15 protein-coding genes and 3 tRNA genes are annotated in these 12,905 nt (G+C 72.0%); 12 read left to right on the forward strand and 6 right to left on the reverse strand.

The annotated features are described in order from the left end of the window. Window positions 1-826: putative sulfate exporter family transporter (locus GSF02_RS09385; RefSeq protein ID WP_159795099.1), on the reverse strand; the 826-nt coding region annotated here is incomplete at its 3' end. Window positions 827-895: 69 nt separating this feature from the next. Here GSF02_RS09385 and GSF02_RS09390 point away from each other — a divergent pair. Further along, entirely contained in the window at window positions 896-1,837 is a 942-nt protein-coding gene (locus GSF02_RS09390) for a LysR family transcriptional regulator (protein ID WP_159795101.1), read from the forward strand. Here the strand turns inward: GSF02_RS09390 and GSF02_RS09395 are convergent. Further along, the gene (locus tag GSF02_RS09395; protein ID WP_159795103.1) at window positions 1,824-2,567 is read right to left on the reverse strand and encodes a class I SAM-dependent methyltransferase; all 744 of its coding nucleotides are present in this window, start codon (window positions 2,565-2,567) and stop codon (window positions 1,824-1,826) included. The genes GSF02_RS09390 and GSF02_RS09395 overlap by 14 nt on opposite strands. Window positions 2,568-2,733: 166 nt before the next feature. Between GSF02_RS09395 and GSF02_RS09400 the strand changes: the two genes are divergently transcribed. From GSF02_RS09400 to GSF02_RS09410, 3 genes are all read left to right on the forward strand, one after another. Then, window positions 2,734-2,805: transfer RNA gene (locus GSF02_RS09400), tRNA-Gln, on the forward strand. Between the two features lie 65 nt (window positions 2,806-2,870). Continuing rightward, window positions 2,871-2,943, forward strand: a tRNA-Glu gene (locus GSF02_RS09405). Window positions 2,944-3,002: 59 nt separating this feature from the next. Beyond that, window positions 3,003-3,075: transfer RNA gene (locus tag GSF02_RS09410), tRNA-Glu, on the forward strand. Between the two features lie 99 nt (window positions 3,076-3,174). Here GSF02_RS09410 and GSF02_RS18595 read toward each other — a convergent pair. Next, entirely contained in the window at window positions 3,175-3,339 is a 165-nt protein-coding gene (locus GSF02_RS18595; protein WP_201308861.1) for a hypothetical protein, read from the reverse strand. 99 nt (window positions 3,340-3,438) lie between these two features. Continuing rightward, window positions 3,439-4,158: an IclR family transcriptional regulator gene (locus tag GSF02_RS09415; protein ID WP_069982023.1), complete on the reverse strand. Its 720-nt coding sequence runs from the start codon at window positions 4,156-4,158 to the stop codon at window positions 3,439-3,441. 72 nt (window positions 4,159-4,230) lie between these two features. Between GSF02_RS09415 and leuC the strand changes: the two genes are divergently transcribed. Next, window positions 4,231-5,706: a 3-isopropylmalate dehydratase large subunit gene (gene leuC / locus GSF02_RS09420; protein WP_159795105.1), complete on the forward strand. Its 1,476-nt coding sequence runs from the start codon at window positions 4,231-4,233 to the stop codon at window positions 5,704-5,706. Between the two features lie 26 nt (window positions 5,707-5,732). After that, entirely contained in the window at window positions 5,733-6,380 is a 648-nt protein-coding gene (gene leuD / locus GSF02_RS09425) for a 3-isopropylmalate dehydratase small subunit (protein WP_159795107.1), read from the forward strand. Window positions 6,381-6,423: 43 nt separating this feature from the next. Here the strand turns inward: leuD and GSF02_RS09430 are convergent, their stop codons facing one another. After that, window positions 6,424-7,287, reverse strand: a complete 864-nt coding sequence (locus GSF02_RS09430) for an LLM class flavin-dependent oxidoreductase (RefSeq protein WP_159795109.1) — start codon at window positions 7,285-7,287, stop codon at window positions 6,424-6,426. Between the two features lie 116 nt (window positions 7,288-7,403). Here GSF02_RS09430 and GSF02_RS09435 point away from each other — a divergent pair, with 116 nt between their 5' ends. From GSF02_RS09435 to GSF02_RS09460, 6 genes are all read left to right on the forward strand, one after another. Continuing rightward, window positions 7,404-7,892, forward strand: coding sequence for an anthrone oxygenase family protein (locus tag GSF02_RS09435; protein WP_159795111.1), 489 nt, complete (start codon window positions 7,404-7,406; stop codon window positions 7,890-7,892). A 9-nt stretch (window positions 7,893-7,901) separates the two neighbouring features. Beyond that, complete coding sequence (locus GSF02_RS09440; protein ID WP_159795113.1) at window positions 7,902-8,432, forward strand: DUF1697 domain-containing protein; 531 nt, start codon at window positions 7,902-7,904, stop codon at window positions 8,430-8,432. Window positions 8,433-8,549: 117 nt separating this feature from the next. Further along, on the forward strand, window positions 8,550-9,953 hold the full coding sequence (gene lpdA / locus GSF02_RS09445) for a dihydrolipoyl dehydrogenase (RefSeq protein WP_159795116.1): 1,404 nt from the start codon (window positions 8,550-8,552) through the stop codon (window positions 9,951-9,953). 223 nt (window positions 9,954-10,176) lie between these two features. Further along, a complete protein-coding gene (locus GSF02_RS09450) occupies window positions 10,177-10,578 on the forward strand; it encodes a hypothetical protein (protein WP_159795119.1) in 402 nt (133 codons plus the stop codon). Window positions 10,579-11,162: 584 nt separating this feature from the next. Continuing rightward, window positions 11,163-11,381 (forward strand): hypervirulence associated TUDOR domain-containing protein, encoded by a 219-nt coding sequence (locus GSF02_RS09455; protein WP_159795122.1) that lies wholly within the window; start codon window positions 11,163-11,165, stop codon window positions 11,379-11,381. After that, complete coding sequence (locus GSF02_RS09460) at window positions 11,378-11,686, forward strand: DUF3140 domain-containing protein (RefSeq protein ID WP_159795125.1); 309 nt, start codon at window positions 11,378-11,380, stop codon at window positions 11,684-11,686. Before GSF02_RS09455 ends, GSF02_RS09460 begins: the two co-directional genes overlap by 4 nt. A 132-nt stretch (window positions 11,687-11,818) precedes the next feature. Here GSF02_RS09460 and GSF02_RS09465 read toward each other — a convergent pair whose 3' ends face one another. Further along, window positions 11,819-12,787 carry a hypothetical protein gene (locus GSF02_RS09465; RefSeq protein ID WP_159795128.1) on the reverse strand — a complete coding sequence of 323 codons (969 nt, stop codon included), beginning with the start codon at window positions 12,785-12,787 and terminating at the stop codon, window positions 11,819-11,821. Window positions 12,788-12,905 lie beyond the last annotated feature (118 nt).

Below are 12,905 nucleotides of genomic sequence, written 5' to 3' on the forward strand. Positions count from 1 at the left end.
GGCGGGGGCGGGCGGCCGCCAGCCCGGCGGCCGGCGTCCGGGCCCGCAGCCGCGCCTCGCGCCGGCCGCGCACCGCGCCGACGCCGGCCACGAGGGGCGCCAGCAGCACCACCCGCGCCAGCTTGGCCACGGTGGCGGTGGCGAGCGCCGTCGTCGACACCGCGCCCGCCGCGGCCACGACCTGGGCGACCTCCTGGACGCTGGCGCCGACCCACAGCCCGGCGCGCTCGTCGCCGAGCCCCAGCAGCCGGGCCAGCGGCGGGAGCACCACGATCGCCAGCGTGCCGTACGCGGTGACCAGCGCGAGGGCGGCGGCGACGGCGTCGCGCAGCCCGCGCTCCCGCTCGGCCCGCTCCTGCGGCGTCTCGCCGGGCCGGGCCCGCTCCAGCACGCCCGTCATGGCGGACACGGCCGCCGCGCCGCAGACGGCGAAGCCCGTGGCGACGAGCAGGGACTCCTCGCGGGTGGTGCCCACGCGGCGGCCGAGCAGCAGCGTGCCGGCGAAGGTCACCGCCAGCGTCCCGGCGACGACCGCCAGCCCGCGCCAGCCCAGCGCCAGCACGTCCGGCAGGGACAGGCGCAGGCCCAGCAGCACGACGCCCACGCGCAGCACCCGCCTGGCCACGACGGCGGTGCCGGGCGCCGTTGCCGCCCAGCGGCGCCCGGCGGCGGGGGAGCGGCGGGCGGCCGCGCCGGCGACCGTGCCGACCAGTGCGCCGAGCACCAGGGCGAGCACGAGCGGCGAGACGGTGGGCGTCAGCGGGGCGAGCGCGAGCAGCGCCGCGGTGGCGGCGGCGCACAGGAGCAGTCCGGGCAGGAGGGGCACGCCCCCACCCTGCCTCCCGCACCGCCGGCCCAGAACCCCGCCTCGCCGATGGGCCCATAGCATCGGGCTATGGCGACCGAACGGCAGCGCGGGGAGCGCGCGTCCCTGGCGCTGCTGGAGCTGCTGGTGGCGACCCAGGCGCACGGGTCGATCAGCGCCGCCGCGCGGGCGCTCGGCATCAGCCAGCCCACCGCCTCGAACGGCCTGCGCGCGCTGGAGCGCCGCCTCGGGCTGGCCCTGCTGGCGCGCACGCCGCGCGGCGCCCGGCTCACGGCGGCGGGTGCCGCGGTCGCCGCGTGGGCCGGCGAGGTGGTCGCCGCGTCCGACCGCTTCGAGGACGCCGTCACCGCCCTGGGGTCCGGCGCGCGCGAGCGGCTGCGCGTCGCGGCGAGCCTGACCGTGGCGGAGTACCTCGCCCCGCGCTGGCTCGCCGCGCTGGCCGACGACCCCGGCCGCGGCGTGGCCGCCGACGTCGAGCTCGCCGTGCGCAACTCCCGCGACGTCATGGCGGCGCTGCTGCGCGAGGACGCCGACCTCGGCTTCGTCGAGGGCCCGGGCGTGCGGCGCGGCCTGCGCAGCCGCGTGCTCGCCGACGACGAGCTCGTCGTCGTGGTGGCGCCGACGCACCCCTGGGCGCGCCGCCGGTCCGTCGGGGCGGCGGCGCTCGTCGACGGCGGGCTGGTGGTGCGCGAGGAGGGGTCCGGCACGCGCGACGTGCTGGCGCGGGCGCTCGCCGCGGCCGGCGTCGCGCTCCCGGAGCACCTGCCGACGCTCGGCTCGACGGCCGCCGTCAAGGCGGCGGTCGCGCACGGCGGCGCGGTGGCGGTGGTCTCCGCGCTGGCGGTGGCCGACGACGTCGCGCGGGGCGCGCTGGTGCGGGTGCCGGTGGTGGGGCTGGACCTGCGGCGGCGGCTGCGGATGGTGTGGCGGGACGGCGCCGCGCTGTCGCCCGCCGCGCGCCGGCTGGCCGACATCGCCACGGGCGGGCGCGCGGGCCTCAGCGCCTCGTGAAGCGCCAGCAGTCCGTGGCGTAGGGCAGCGGCACCTCGGTGCGGCCGGCCAGGTCCGGGTGCGTGCGGGCGAGGGCGTCGACGCGGTCCAGCAGGGCCGCCCGGTCCGCCTCGGGCAGCGTGAGCACGTGGCTGCGCGACGCCGCCAGCGCGCGCAGGCCGGCGGGCGTCACGGTGTCGTCCCAGCGGGTGGTGGTCAGCTCCGGCGGGCCGAAGGCGGGCCCCGGCCGCGGCGTGTGCTTGGTGCCGCCCAGCACGTCGCCGTGGCGGACGATCGCCGCGAACCGCGCGACCCAGTCCACGGACTCGTCCCAGAGGTTCCACACGACACCGAGGACGCCGCCGGGCCGCAGCACGCGCGCGATCTCGGCGCCCGCGGCGGGCTCGTCGAACCAGTGCCACGCCTGGGCGACCACGACGGCGTCCACCGACGCCTCGGGCAGCGGCAGCGCCTCGGCGGGCGCCACGTGCGCCTCGACGCCCGGCAGCGCCGCCGTGAGCCGGTCGAGCATGCCGGGGGAGTGGTCGACGGCCACCACGTCGTGGCCGTGCGCCACCAGCAGCGCGGTCATCTTCCCGGTCCCGGCGGCGAGGTCGAGCACCCGGCGGGGGGCCGGCAGCAGGGCGGCGACCACCGCGTCCGGGTACGACGGGCGCGCGGCGGCGTAGAGCTCCGCCTCCTGCCCGAAGGAGGCGGCGCGGTCGGCGTGGGAGGCCGGGTCGGGACGCATGCGTCGATCATGGCAGCGTCCGCGCAGAGGACGTGTCGAAGGCCACGCTGCGCTCACCTGCGCGGCTTTGGAACCACGGCCCATCGTCGGGTAATGTTCTCTGCCGTTGGCCCGTTCGGGACGGCGCCCTGAAAGCGTCGGATTTGTCCCGAAAGGTCCACCACCATGGGGTATGGTGTAATTGGCAGCACGAGTGATTCTGGTTCACTTAGTCTAGGTTCGAGTCCTGGTACCCCAGCGCTGAGCACCGGCCGGCATCGGCTAGAGTTCTCACGGCACGGTCCGGCGACGGACCGACGTCACGCCCCTATCGTCTAGTGGCCTAGGACGCCGCCCTCTCACGGCGGTAACGCGGGTTCAAATCCCGCTGGGGGTACGCAGCAGCCGCACCGGCGACGGGCGGCGACGCACCGGCTCTTCGGAGCCACAGTTCTAGCCCCTATCGTCTAGCGGCCTAGGACGCCGCCCTCTCACGGCGGTAACGCGGGTTCAAATCCCGCTGGGGGTACAGGCAGGAGGCCCGGTCCGAACGGACCGGGCCTTCGTCGTTCTCCGGGATGGGTCGGGGCGGCGCGAGGGTGCGCCGAGGGGCCGGCCGGCCCGCCGGTCAGCCGAACAGGCCCCCGACGAGGTCCACCAGGCGCCCGAACGCGGTGGTGATCACGTCCCACGCCGCCTCGAGGATGTCCGCCGCGCGGTCCGGGCTCGTCACCACGGCGTAGATCAGGAAGATCACGACGAGCCAGACGACGACGGTCCTGAGCCTGCGCATCGGGTCCTCTCGAGATCGGCGAGCGGGGTGGTCGAGCCGGGCGCACGGCTGCGGTGCGCCCGACCCGCACTGTAGTGAGCGACGGGGCGGCGGCCGGGGTCATTCCCCGGCGCGGCGCAGGACCTCGGTGAGGCGGTTGGCGGCCGCGACGACGGCCGCGGAGTGCAGGCGGCCCGGCTGGCGCGTGAGGCGCTCCACCGGCCCGGACACCGACACCGCGGCGACGACCTTGCCCGACGGCCCGCGCACCGGGGCCGACACGCTGGCGACGCCGAGCTCGCGCTCGGACACCGACTGCGCCCAGCCGCGGCGTCGGACGCCGGACAGGATCGTGGCGGTGAAGACGGCCTCGCGCAGGCCGCGGTGCAGGCGGTCCGGCTCCTCCCAGGCGAGCAGCACCTGGGCGGCCGAGCCGGCGTGCATGGTGAGCGTCGCGCCCACCGGGATCGAGTCGCGCAGGCCGACCGGCCGCTCGGCGGCCGCGACGCAGACGCGGTGGTCGCCCTGGCGGCGGTAGAGCTGAGCGCTCTCGCCGGTGTGGTCGCGCAGCGCGATCAGCACCGGGTTGGCCGCCGCGAGCAGGCGGTCCTCGCCCGCCGCCGTGGCGAGCTCGTTGAGGCGCGGTCCGAGGATGAACCGGCCCTGCATGTCGCGCGCGACCAGGCGGTGGTGCTCGAGCGCCACGGCGAGGCGGTGCGCGGTCGGTCGAGCAAGGCCCGTCGAGGCCACGAGCTGCGCCAGCGTGGCGGGCCCGGCCTCGAGCGCGCCCAGCACGGACGCGGCCTTGTCCAGCACGCCGACTCCGCTAGTATCGTCCATAAGTCGATATTGCCGTCTCAGGTGCTGAGATTGCAAGTCGGCGGCATCGAACCCCGAGAAGGAGACGAGCACATGGCCGGCACGCTGGCGGAGAAGGTCTGGCAGGCGCACCTGGTGCGCCGTGGTTCCAACGGCGAACCGGACCTCCTCTACATCGATCTCCACCTGCTGCACGAGGTCACGAGCCCGCAGGCCTTCGAGGGCCTGCGGCTGGCCGGGCGGCCGGTGCGCCGCCCCGACCTCACGATCGCGACCGAGGACCACAACACCCCGACGCTCGACATCGACCTGCCGATCGCGGACCTCACGAGCCGTACGCAGATCGACACGCTGCGCGCCAACGCCAAGGAGTTCGGCATCCGCCTGCACTCCCTGGGCGACTCCGACCAGGGGATCGTCCACCAGGTGGGACCGCAGCTGGGCCTGACGATGCCCGGTCTCACCGTCGTCTGCGGCGACTCGCACACCTCGACCCACGGTGCCTTCGGCGCCCTGGCGTTCGGCATCGGCACCTCCGAGGTGGAGCACGTGCTGGCCACCCAGACGCTGCCGCTCGCGCCGTTCAAGACGATGGCGATCACCGTCAACGGGCAGCTGCCGCCCGGCACGACGAGCAAGGACATCATCCTGGCGATCATCGCCAAGATCGGCACCGGCGGCGGGCAGGGCTACGTGCTCGAGTACCGCGGCGAGGCCATCCGCTCCCTGTCGATGGAGGCGCGGATGACGATCTGCAACATGTCGATCGAGGCCGGCGCGCGCGCCGGCATGATCGCGCCGGACGAGACCACGTTCGAGTACCTCAAGGGCCGCCCGCACGCGCCCGAGGGCGCCGACTGGGACGCCGCGGTGGAGTACTGGAAGACGCTGCGCAGCGACGACGACGCCGTGTTCGACGCCGAGGTCGTGCTCGAGGCGGCCGACCTGGAGCCGTTCGTCACGTGGGGCACCAACCCGGGCCAGGGCCTGCCGCTGTCCGCGAGCGTGCCCGTGCCGGAGCAGATCGCCGACGAGAACGAGCGCACCGCCGCCGAGCGCGCCATCGAGTACATGGGCCTGGAGCCGGGCACGCCGTTGCGCGAGATCGCGGTGGACACCGTGTTCATCGGCTCGTGCACCAACGGGCGCATCGAGGACCTGCGCTCGGTGGCCAAGGTGCTGCAGGGCCGCAGGAAGGCCGAGAACGTCCGCGTGCTCGTCGTGCCGTCGTCGGCCCGCGTGCGCCTGCAGGCCGAGGCCGAGGGCCTGGACGTGATCTTCAAGGAGTTCGGCGCCGAGTGGCGCAACGCCGGGTGCTCGATGTGCCTGGGCATGAACCCCGACCAGCTCGCGCCGGGAGAGCGGTCGGCCTCGACGTCGAACCGCAACTTCGAGGGCCGCCAGGGCAAGGGCGGGCGCACCCACCTGGTCTCGCCGCTGGTCGCCGCGGCCACGGCAGTGCGCGGCACGCTGTCCTCGGTCGCCGACCTGGACCTGCCCGCCGACGTCGACCTCACGACGTTCGACGGCTCGCCGCTGTCGCCGCTGGCCGCCCCGTCGCTCGTCTGACCGCCCCCGCCCGAGGAGTCATCGCCATGGAGAAGTTCATCAGCCACACGGGCGTCGGGGTGCCGCTGCGCCGCAGCAACGTCGACACCGACCAGATCATCCCCGCCGTCTACCTCAAGCGGATCACCCGCACCGGGTTCGAGGACGCGCTGTTCGCCGCCTGGCGCGGCGACCCGTCGTTCGTGCTCAACCAGGACGCCTACCGCGCCGGGTCCGTGCTCGTCGCCGGCCCCGACTTCGGCACCGGCTCGTCGCGCGAGCACGCCGTGTGGGCGCTCAAGGACTACGGGTTCAAGGTCGTGCTCGCCTCCCGGTTCGCGGACATCTTCCGCGGCAACTCGGGCAAGCAGGGCCTCGTGGCCGGCGTCGTCGCCCAGGAGGACATCGAGCTGCTCTGGAAGATCCTCGAGACCAAGCCGGGCACCGAGGTGACCGTCGACCTCGAGGCGCGCACCGTCCACGCCGACGACGTCACGGTGCCCTTCCAGATCGACGACTACACCCGCTGGCGCCTCATGGAGGGCCTGGACGACATCGGCCTCACGCTGCAGCGCGAGGACGAGATCTCCGCCTTCGAGGCGCAGCGCGAGGCGTGGCGGCCCAGGACGCTGCCCGCCAAGCACCTGCCGTCCGTGCCCGTCGAGCCGGCCCGCCCGGTGGAGCGCACGGCCTGAGACGTCCCACCGCTGCGAGTGTCGGGCCCCGGCGCGTCCGGGCTCACAGGCGCGGCGGCCCCTGGCGCACCTTCTCCAGCAGCACCTCGGGCGTCACCGTCGTCGGGTCCCACCACGACTCGAGCCACCACGTGGCCCCGGCGTCGGCGAGCTCGCGCGCCTGCGCCGCGGCCTTCTGCGGGTCCTCGTCCAGGCGGCCCTGGAACGCGATCTCGAACGGCCCGGCGTCGGGGCCGCGGCGCTCGGCGATCCATGCGGCGAGGTCGCGGATCGCGAGCGCGTCGGCCTCGGCGTCCTCGGGCGACTCGCCGCGCACCTGCGGGACGATGCCGTCCCAGCGCAGGGCGCGCTCCAGGCTGCGCAGCGGCGGGCGCTCGGCGTCCCACACCCCCACGGGCCACACCGGGACGCGCCCGCGCACCGGCGGCACCGGGAACCGGAACGGGCCCGTGGTGACCAGCTCGCCGTCGTAGTCGAACTCCTCGCCCGACCAGGACCGCTCCAGCCAGCCCAGCACCTCGTCCAGCAGCCGCGCGCGCTCGCGCAGCGCGACCGGCTGGCCGGGCACCGAGGTGAACGCCCGGTCGGTCGGCACGCCCACCCCGACGGGCAGCACGAGCCGGCCGCCGGACAGGTGGTCGACGGTCAGGACCTGCTGGGCCAGCTCCCACGGTCGGCGCCGCGGGACCGCGAACACCACCGCGCCCAGGGTGATCCGCTCGGTCACCGCCGCCGCCGCGGCCAGCAGCGCGAACGGGTCCCACGTCGGGTGGGCGTCGAAGCCCCCCTCGTCGAGGCTCACGCCGTCCCAGCTGAAGAAGCCGTCCCAGCCGTGCTCCTCCGCCTCGCGCGCCAGCCGCACCTGCTGCTCCGGGGTGCCGTAGCTCCCCACGAATCCGAACCGCATCGTCCGTCCCTTCGTCGTCGGGCCCCACCGACGATACGAGCCGCCGCCGACACGAGTTCCCCCGCTCGTGCCCGAGGGGTTCCGCGGGCACGTGACGTGCGGCGATACTGGCGCCCATGGAGGCCACCGCCGTCGTCCTGCTCGCCGTCACCGCCCTCGGCGCAGGGGTCGTGAGCGGGGTCTTCTTCGCGTTCTCGGGCTTCGTGATGCAGGGGCTCGACCTGCTGCCGGCGCCGGAGGCCGCCCGGGCGATGCGGTCGATCAACGTCACCGCGCTGCGGCCGCCGCTGATGGTCGTGCTGTTCGGGACCGCGGTGCTCGCCGTCGTCGTCGCGGTGGTGACCGTCGTCGACGGCGCGGGCGGCGCGTGGTGGGCGGTGGCCGGCGCGGCCGTCTACCTGGCGAGCGTCGTCGGCGTGACCTCCGCGGCGAACGTGCCGCGCAACAACGCCCTGGACGCCGCGCCCCGCCAGGACGAGGCGCTCGCGCGGGCGTGGTGGGCGTACCGGCCGGGGTGGACGGCGTGGAACCACGTGCGCACGGCCGGCGGCGCCGTCTCGGCCGCGCTGTTCGTCGTCGCGCTCGTCGCCACCGTCGGGGGCTGAGGGGGAGACGTGACGCGCTACGTCGGCCTGCTGCGCGGCATCGCGCCGTCGAACCCCGCCATGCGCAACGCCAACCTGCGGCGCGTCGCCGAGGGCGTGGGGCTGCGGGACGTGCGGACGGTGATCTCCAGCGGCAACCTCGTGTTCGACGCCGACGCCGAGGCCGCCGACATCGAGGAGCGGCTCGAGGCAGCGTGGCCCGAGCAGCTGGGCTTCGCCAGCACGTCGATCGTGCGCAGCCGCGCGGAGGTCGAGCGGCTCGTCGCGGCGGACCCGTTCGCCGGCCTGGAGCACGGGCCGGCGTCGTACCTGCTGGTGACGTTCCTCAAGGACCCGTCGCGGGCGGCCGAGCCGCCGGCGGCGGCGCCCGACGGAGCGGCCTTCCGCCTCCTCGGCGCGGCGCACGGCGCGGTCTTCAGCGTCACCGACACCACGGGCCGGGCGGTCGACGTGATGTCGTGGCTGGAGAAGGTCTACGGGACGGGCATCTCGTCGCGCACCTGGCGCACGGTGCTGCGCCTGCGCGACGCGCTGCGCTGACCTGCTGCGCTGACCTGCTGCGCTGACCTGCTGCGCTGGCGCGCTGTGCTGACGGGCTGACCGCGAGAGACGCACCTCACGCCACGGCGACCTTGCGATCCGAATAGGCTGGGCGCCATGGCTTCCCACTATGACGTCGTCCTCCTCGGAGCCGGCCCCGGCGGCTACGTCGCCGCCATCCGAGCTGCGCAGCTCGGCAAGTCCGTCGCCATCATCGAGGAGAAGTACTGGGGTGGTGTCTGCCTCAACGTGGGCTGCATCCCCTCCAAGGCCCTGCTGCGCAACGCGGAGCTGGCGCAGATCTTCACCCAGCAGGCCGACCTGTTCGGCATGTCGGGTGACGTGACGTTCGACTTCGGCAAGGCGTGGGACCGCTCGCGCGAGGTCGCGGACGGCCGCACCAAGGGCGTCCACTTCCTCATGAAGAAGAACAAGATCACCGAGTACGACGGTCGCGGCACCTTCAAGGACGCCAAGACCATCGAGGTGAAGCTCAACTCGGGCGAGACCGAGACGGTCACGTTCGACAACGTCATCATCGCCACGGGCTCGAAGGTGCGCCTGCTGCCGGGTGTCGAGCTGAGCGACAACGTCGTGACCTACGAGAAGCAGATCATGACGCGCGACCTGCCGAAGTCGATCGCCATCGTGGGCGCCGGCGCCATCGGCATGGAGTTCGGCTACGTCATGAAGAACTACGGCGTGGACGTCACCATCATCGAGTTCCTCGACCGGGCGCTGCCGAACGAGGACGCCGACGTCTCCAAGGAGATCGCCAAGCAGTACAAGAAGCTCGGCATCAAGCTCCTCACCTCCACGGCCGTCCAGACCGTCAAGGACGACGGCACCTCGGTGACCGTCTCCTACAAGGGCGTCAAGGACGACAAGCCGGGCGAGCTCACCGTCGACAAGGTGCTCATGGCCGTCGGGTTCGCCCCGAACGTCGAGGACTACGGCCTCGAGAACACCGGCGTGCAGCTCACCGAGCGCGGCGCGATCGCGATCGACGACCACATGCGCACCAACGTGCCGGGCATCTACGCCATCGGCGACGTGACCGCCAAGCTCATGCTGGCCCACGTGGCCGAGGCGCAGGGCGTCGTCGCCGCCGAGACCATCGCCGGCGCCGAGACCATGACGCTCGGCGACTACCGCATGATGCCGCGCGCCACGTTCTGCCTCCCGCAGGTCGCGTCGTTCGGCCTCACCGAGCAGCAGGCCAAGGACGAGGGCTACGACGTCAAGGTCGCCTCGTTCCCGTTCATGGCCAACGGCAAGGCGCACGGCCTGGGCGAGCCGGTCGGCTTCGTCAAGATCGTCGCGGACGCCAAGTACAACGAGCTGCTCGGCGCCCACATGATCGGCCCGGACGTCTCGGAGATGCTGCCCGAGCTGACGCTCGCCGCGAAGTGGGACCTCACGGCCGACGAGGTCGCCCGCAACGTGCACACCCACCCGACGCTGTCGGAGGCCATCCAGGAGGCCATCCACGGCATCGCGGGGCACATGATCAACTTCTGAGTTGATGGCTCTGCCGGCACTCGCCGGCAGACCTGGTCAGAGGCCCGGATCGGCGGAAAACCGCAGGTCCGGGCCTCTTTCTGTCTCGGGGTGCTGAGGACACCTAGGGGCAGGAGGGGCCCGGAGAACCCATCCGCTATGGCACGCGGGTGGCACGACGGGCACGACCAGAGGTAGAGACATGGCTACCGAAAGGGTCTCCACCTGCTGCCAAGATGCTGCCGTGGATGACCCCCGAATCTGGATCACTTTCCTTGCAGTTCTCGGCTTCGTTATGCCGGCAGGGGGATTGCTCAGCGCCTTCCGACATGCCCGGACGAGCGCTCGCGAGGTGAATACCCAGCTGTCCCGAGGCCTTCAACTCATGCGTCAGGAGGAGATGGAGCGCAGTGTTGTGCCTTACAGCGATCAACAGAGCCGGGCAGAGATCCGCCAGCGCTACGCGCGAATGCGTGCCGACGAGGGGATCCAGATGGATACGTACGGCTCCGTGGCGTTCGCGACCCTCACGGCCAAAGACCAGATCTGGAGCACAGCGCTCTCTGGGATCAAGGGCGACCTCGTGTGGGTAGGTGTGGGACTTGTCGCTGGCGGCGTGGCCAGCGTCTGGTCCACCTGGATCTGACGCCGGACGTCCCGCGCCGGTCAAGCTGCGGGCGCTCCGGCACACGTCTCCGCGTGGAGGGCGACAGGCCAGCAGACGCGGGGATGCAAGAGACGCCAGCGGCCGCACTTCTCGACCCTCGCACCCAGATACCGCCCTGCGCGTGCAGCACGACGCGGTCGGCATGGCCGCTGGTGGTCGCCTGGAGACGCCAACGTCACGTTACCTCCGTTGGCGTTGTACCCCACTTGATCTCGTCGACGGGGCCGCAGGCGAGAGCCGTCTGCCGTGGGCAACTTGGCCATCGACTCGGCGTTCCGGGGTCGCGAGCAGAGACGCGGCTGCTGAGGTCGTCGATCTGCGCTGGTCCTCTCCGGCAGGTTCGTCACTTGGGGCAGCCGTACTGCGCCGCGGACGCCAGCGGGGCGAGGTGCCCACGCTCGAGCAGCCGTCGGTCTGTGTGGCCCCTCCGATAAGGCGACGTGGTCCCGGTACCAGGACCTAGGCCGTCACGAGACGGCCGCGCGGTCGCCCTGCGAGCAAGACCGCACGCGCTCGTTTTCGACTGCCGTGCGAGGCTCAGCGGGACGGCACAGGCTCGCTTCATGGGTGATGACGTGAAGTTCAGCAAGGGCGACGAGGTCACGTGGTCCAGCCACGGGCAGACGGTGCACGGCGAGGTGGTCGAAGAGATCACCGAGGACACCGAGGCAGCGGGCCGGACGGTCCGGGCGTCGAAGGACGATCCGCAGTACCGCGTGCGCAGCGACAAGAGCGGCAAGGACGCGGTGCACAAGCCGTCCGCGCTGAAGGACGAGAAGTGAGCGACGAATTCGACGAGGCCGTCAACATGACGGCGAGCGAGCTGGAGCGGTGGCTGGACGCCGACGAGTCGAAGTCGGTGGGCCAGTCCGACGGCGGCGAGTCGGTCGGCCACGAGTCCGGCCGGCGGATCGTGGAGCTGCTGCGCAAGAAGAAGGGCGACCTGACCGACGACGACGAAGCGCACATGCGCAAGGTGGTGGGGTACGTCCACCGGCACCTCGCCCAGCGCCCGGACGGCGACGTTAAGGACACGAGGTGGCGCTACTCCCTGATGAACTGGGGACACGACCCGCTGAAGGACTGAGCCGCAAGGCGCTTGGTTCTTAGCCGCGGTGTGGGGACTGCGTCTGTATCTGCATGCTCTTTACCGTTGGGGTGCGCAGTCTCTGAACTTGGGCTGGGTAGCCCCTAACGTGAGAGTCGTGTGGCCGCCATTTCAGAAATGATATTTGTGCTGGTCCTCCGCTAGGGGGAACAAGCCTAGAGCGATTGCGCTGGCCTCATCGAACGAGTCATGGTCGATCCATGGCTTCTGCTTGACATGGGTTTCCATCCAACGCCGGTCGGTCCTATCGTGCCTGATCGTGTAGGCGTGTGAAGGCGCAACGAGGTATGTCGACGTTATGGCCCATTGCGTAGGAATGTACTCCACAGTGGGCCGGGCTAGGGGATGCTTGAGAGCGAAGAGCAGGGTTTCAGACAGGCGTGTGAGTGCATACGCGGGGTCAGGTTTACCCCATACGTTGAGCGGCTCAAGGCACCGTGCGGCGTCTGTGAAGAGCGCGACTAAATCCATACTCTCGTGGGCCCATGACTTGATCGGTTTGCCGTCCGCCGATTCGAGTGTGACCACCAGCTTCGTGTTCCACTCGAATCTGAATCTCTCCGAAATTTCGGGTCCCGCTGTTACGCGTACGCCCGCGGCGTCGATTAAGTTTGAACGTAGGGCCGCTTCGATCGCCGCACTGAGCGTCTCCATGGTCGGTGCGTCAGTTGCGATTGATTCGAACAGTTCCTTCTTGTCGGCGCGCTCAGAAGCCAGTCTTTCGTCTACCCGGTCGCTCAGATCGCTAAGATCCTTCAAGCCCTCGACCCGTGTATCGAGATCCTCGAATGTGGTGCGCAATGCCCCAGTGGTGGCCTCCTCCACATCGTCGACCCGTTGCTGCAGCCGGGACGCGACGAATTCGATCGGCGCGACCAGCAGGATCGTCGTGCCGAGCCCCAGAAGCGCAGATTCGATCCACTCCCCAAGCCACACGGGTGCGGTTCCCGGATGAGACGCGATCCAGGGGGTCAGGAACGAGGCGCCGATGCAAACGAGGCCCACAACGCATGTGGCGGCAATCGCCTGCTTGCTCGTCACTCGGTCGAGCCACCGGGATCCGCGAACGTTCGAAGTCACCGTCGAATGGTGGCAGACCTTCCACCGTGCCTCTGGCGCCGGCGAGCCCTCGGCGCAGTGGGGGCGCTCCCGTAATCGACTCGGCCGCTAGGACCGCCCCGTCGTGTTGGGCTGTGCC

Origin of the sequence: Puerhibacterium puerhi (assembly GCF_009846865.1) — a bacterium.
Classification (GTDB): Bacteria; Actinomycetota; Actinomycetes; order Actinomycetales; family Cellulomonadaceae; genus Puerhibacterium; species Puerhibacterium puerhi.

What these genes read in the sequence shown, in the direction of transcription:
- GSF02_RS09390 (WP_159795101.1), top strand. Translation starts at nt 896, where the DNA reads ATGGCGACCGAACGGCAGCGCGGGGAGCGCGCGTCCCTGGCGCTGCTG.
- GSF02_RS09395 (WP_159795103.1), bottom strand. Translation starts at nt 2,567, where the DNA reads ATGCGTCCCGACCCGGCCTCCCACGCCGACCGCGCCGCCTCCTTCGGG.
- GSF02_RS18595 (WP_201308861.1), bottom strand. Translation starts at nt 3,339, where the DNA reads ATGCGCAGGCTCAGGACCGTCGTCGTCTGGCTCGTCGTGATCTTCCTG.
- GSF02_RS09415 (WP_069982023.1), bottom strand. Translation starts at nt 4,158, where the DNA reads ATGGACGATACTAGCGGAGTCGGCGTGCTGGACAAGGCCGCGTCCGTG.
- leuC (WP_159795105.1), top strand. Translation starts at nt 4,231, where the DNA reads ATGGCCGGCACGCTGGCGGAGAAGGTCTGGCAGGCGCACCTGGTGCGC.
- leuD (WP_159795107.1), top strand. Translation starts at nt 5,733, where the DNA reads ATGGAGAAGTTCATCAGCCACACGGGCGTCGGGGTGCCGCTGCGCCGC.
- GSF02_RS09430 (WP_159795109.1), bottom strand. Translation starts at nt 7,287, where the DNA reads ATGCGGTTCGGATTCGTGGGGAGCTACGGCACCCCGGAGCAGCAGGTG.
- GSF02_RS09435 (WP_159795111.1), top strand. Translation starts at nt 7,404, where the DNA reads ATGGAGGCCACCGCCGTCGTCCTGCTCGCCGTCACCGCCCTCGGCGCA.
- lpdA (WP_159795116.1), top strand. Translation starts at nt 8,550, where the DNA reads ATGGCTTCCCACTATGACGTCGTCCTCCTCGGAGCCGGCCCCGGCGGC.
- GSF02_RS09455 (WP_159795122.1), top strand. Translation starts at nt 11,163, where the DNA reads ATGGGTGATGACGTGAAGTTCAGCAAGGGCGACGAGGTCACGTGGTCC.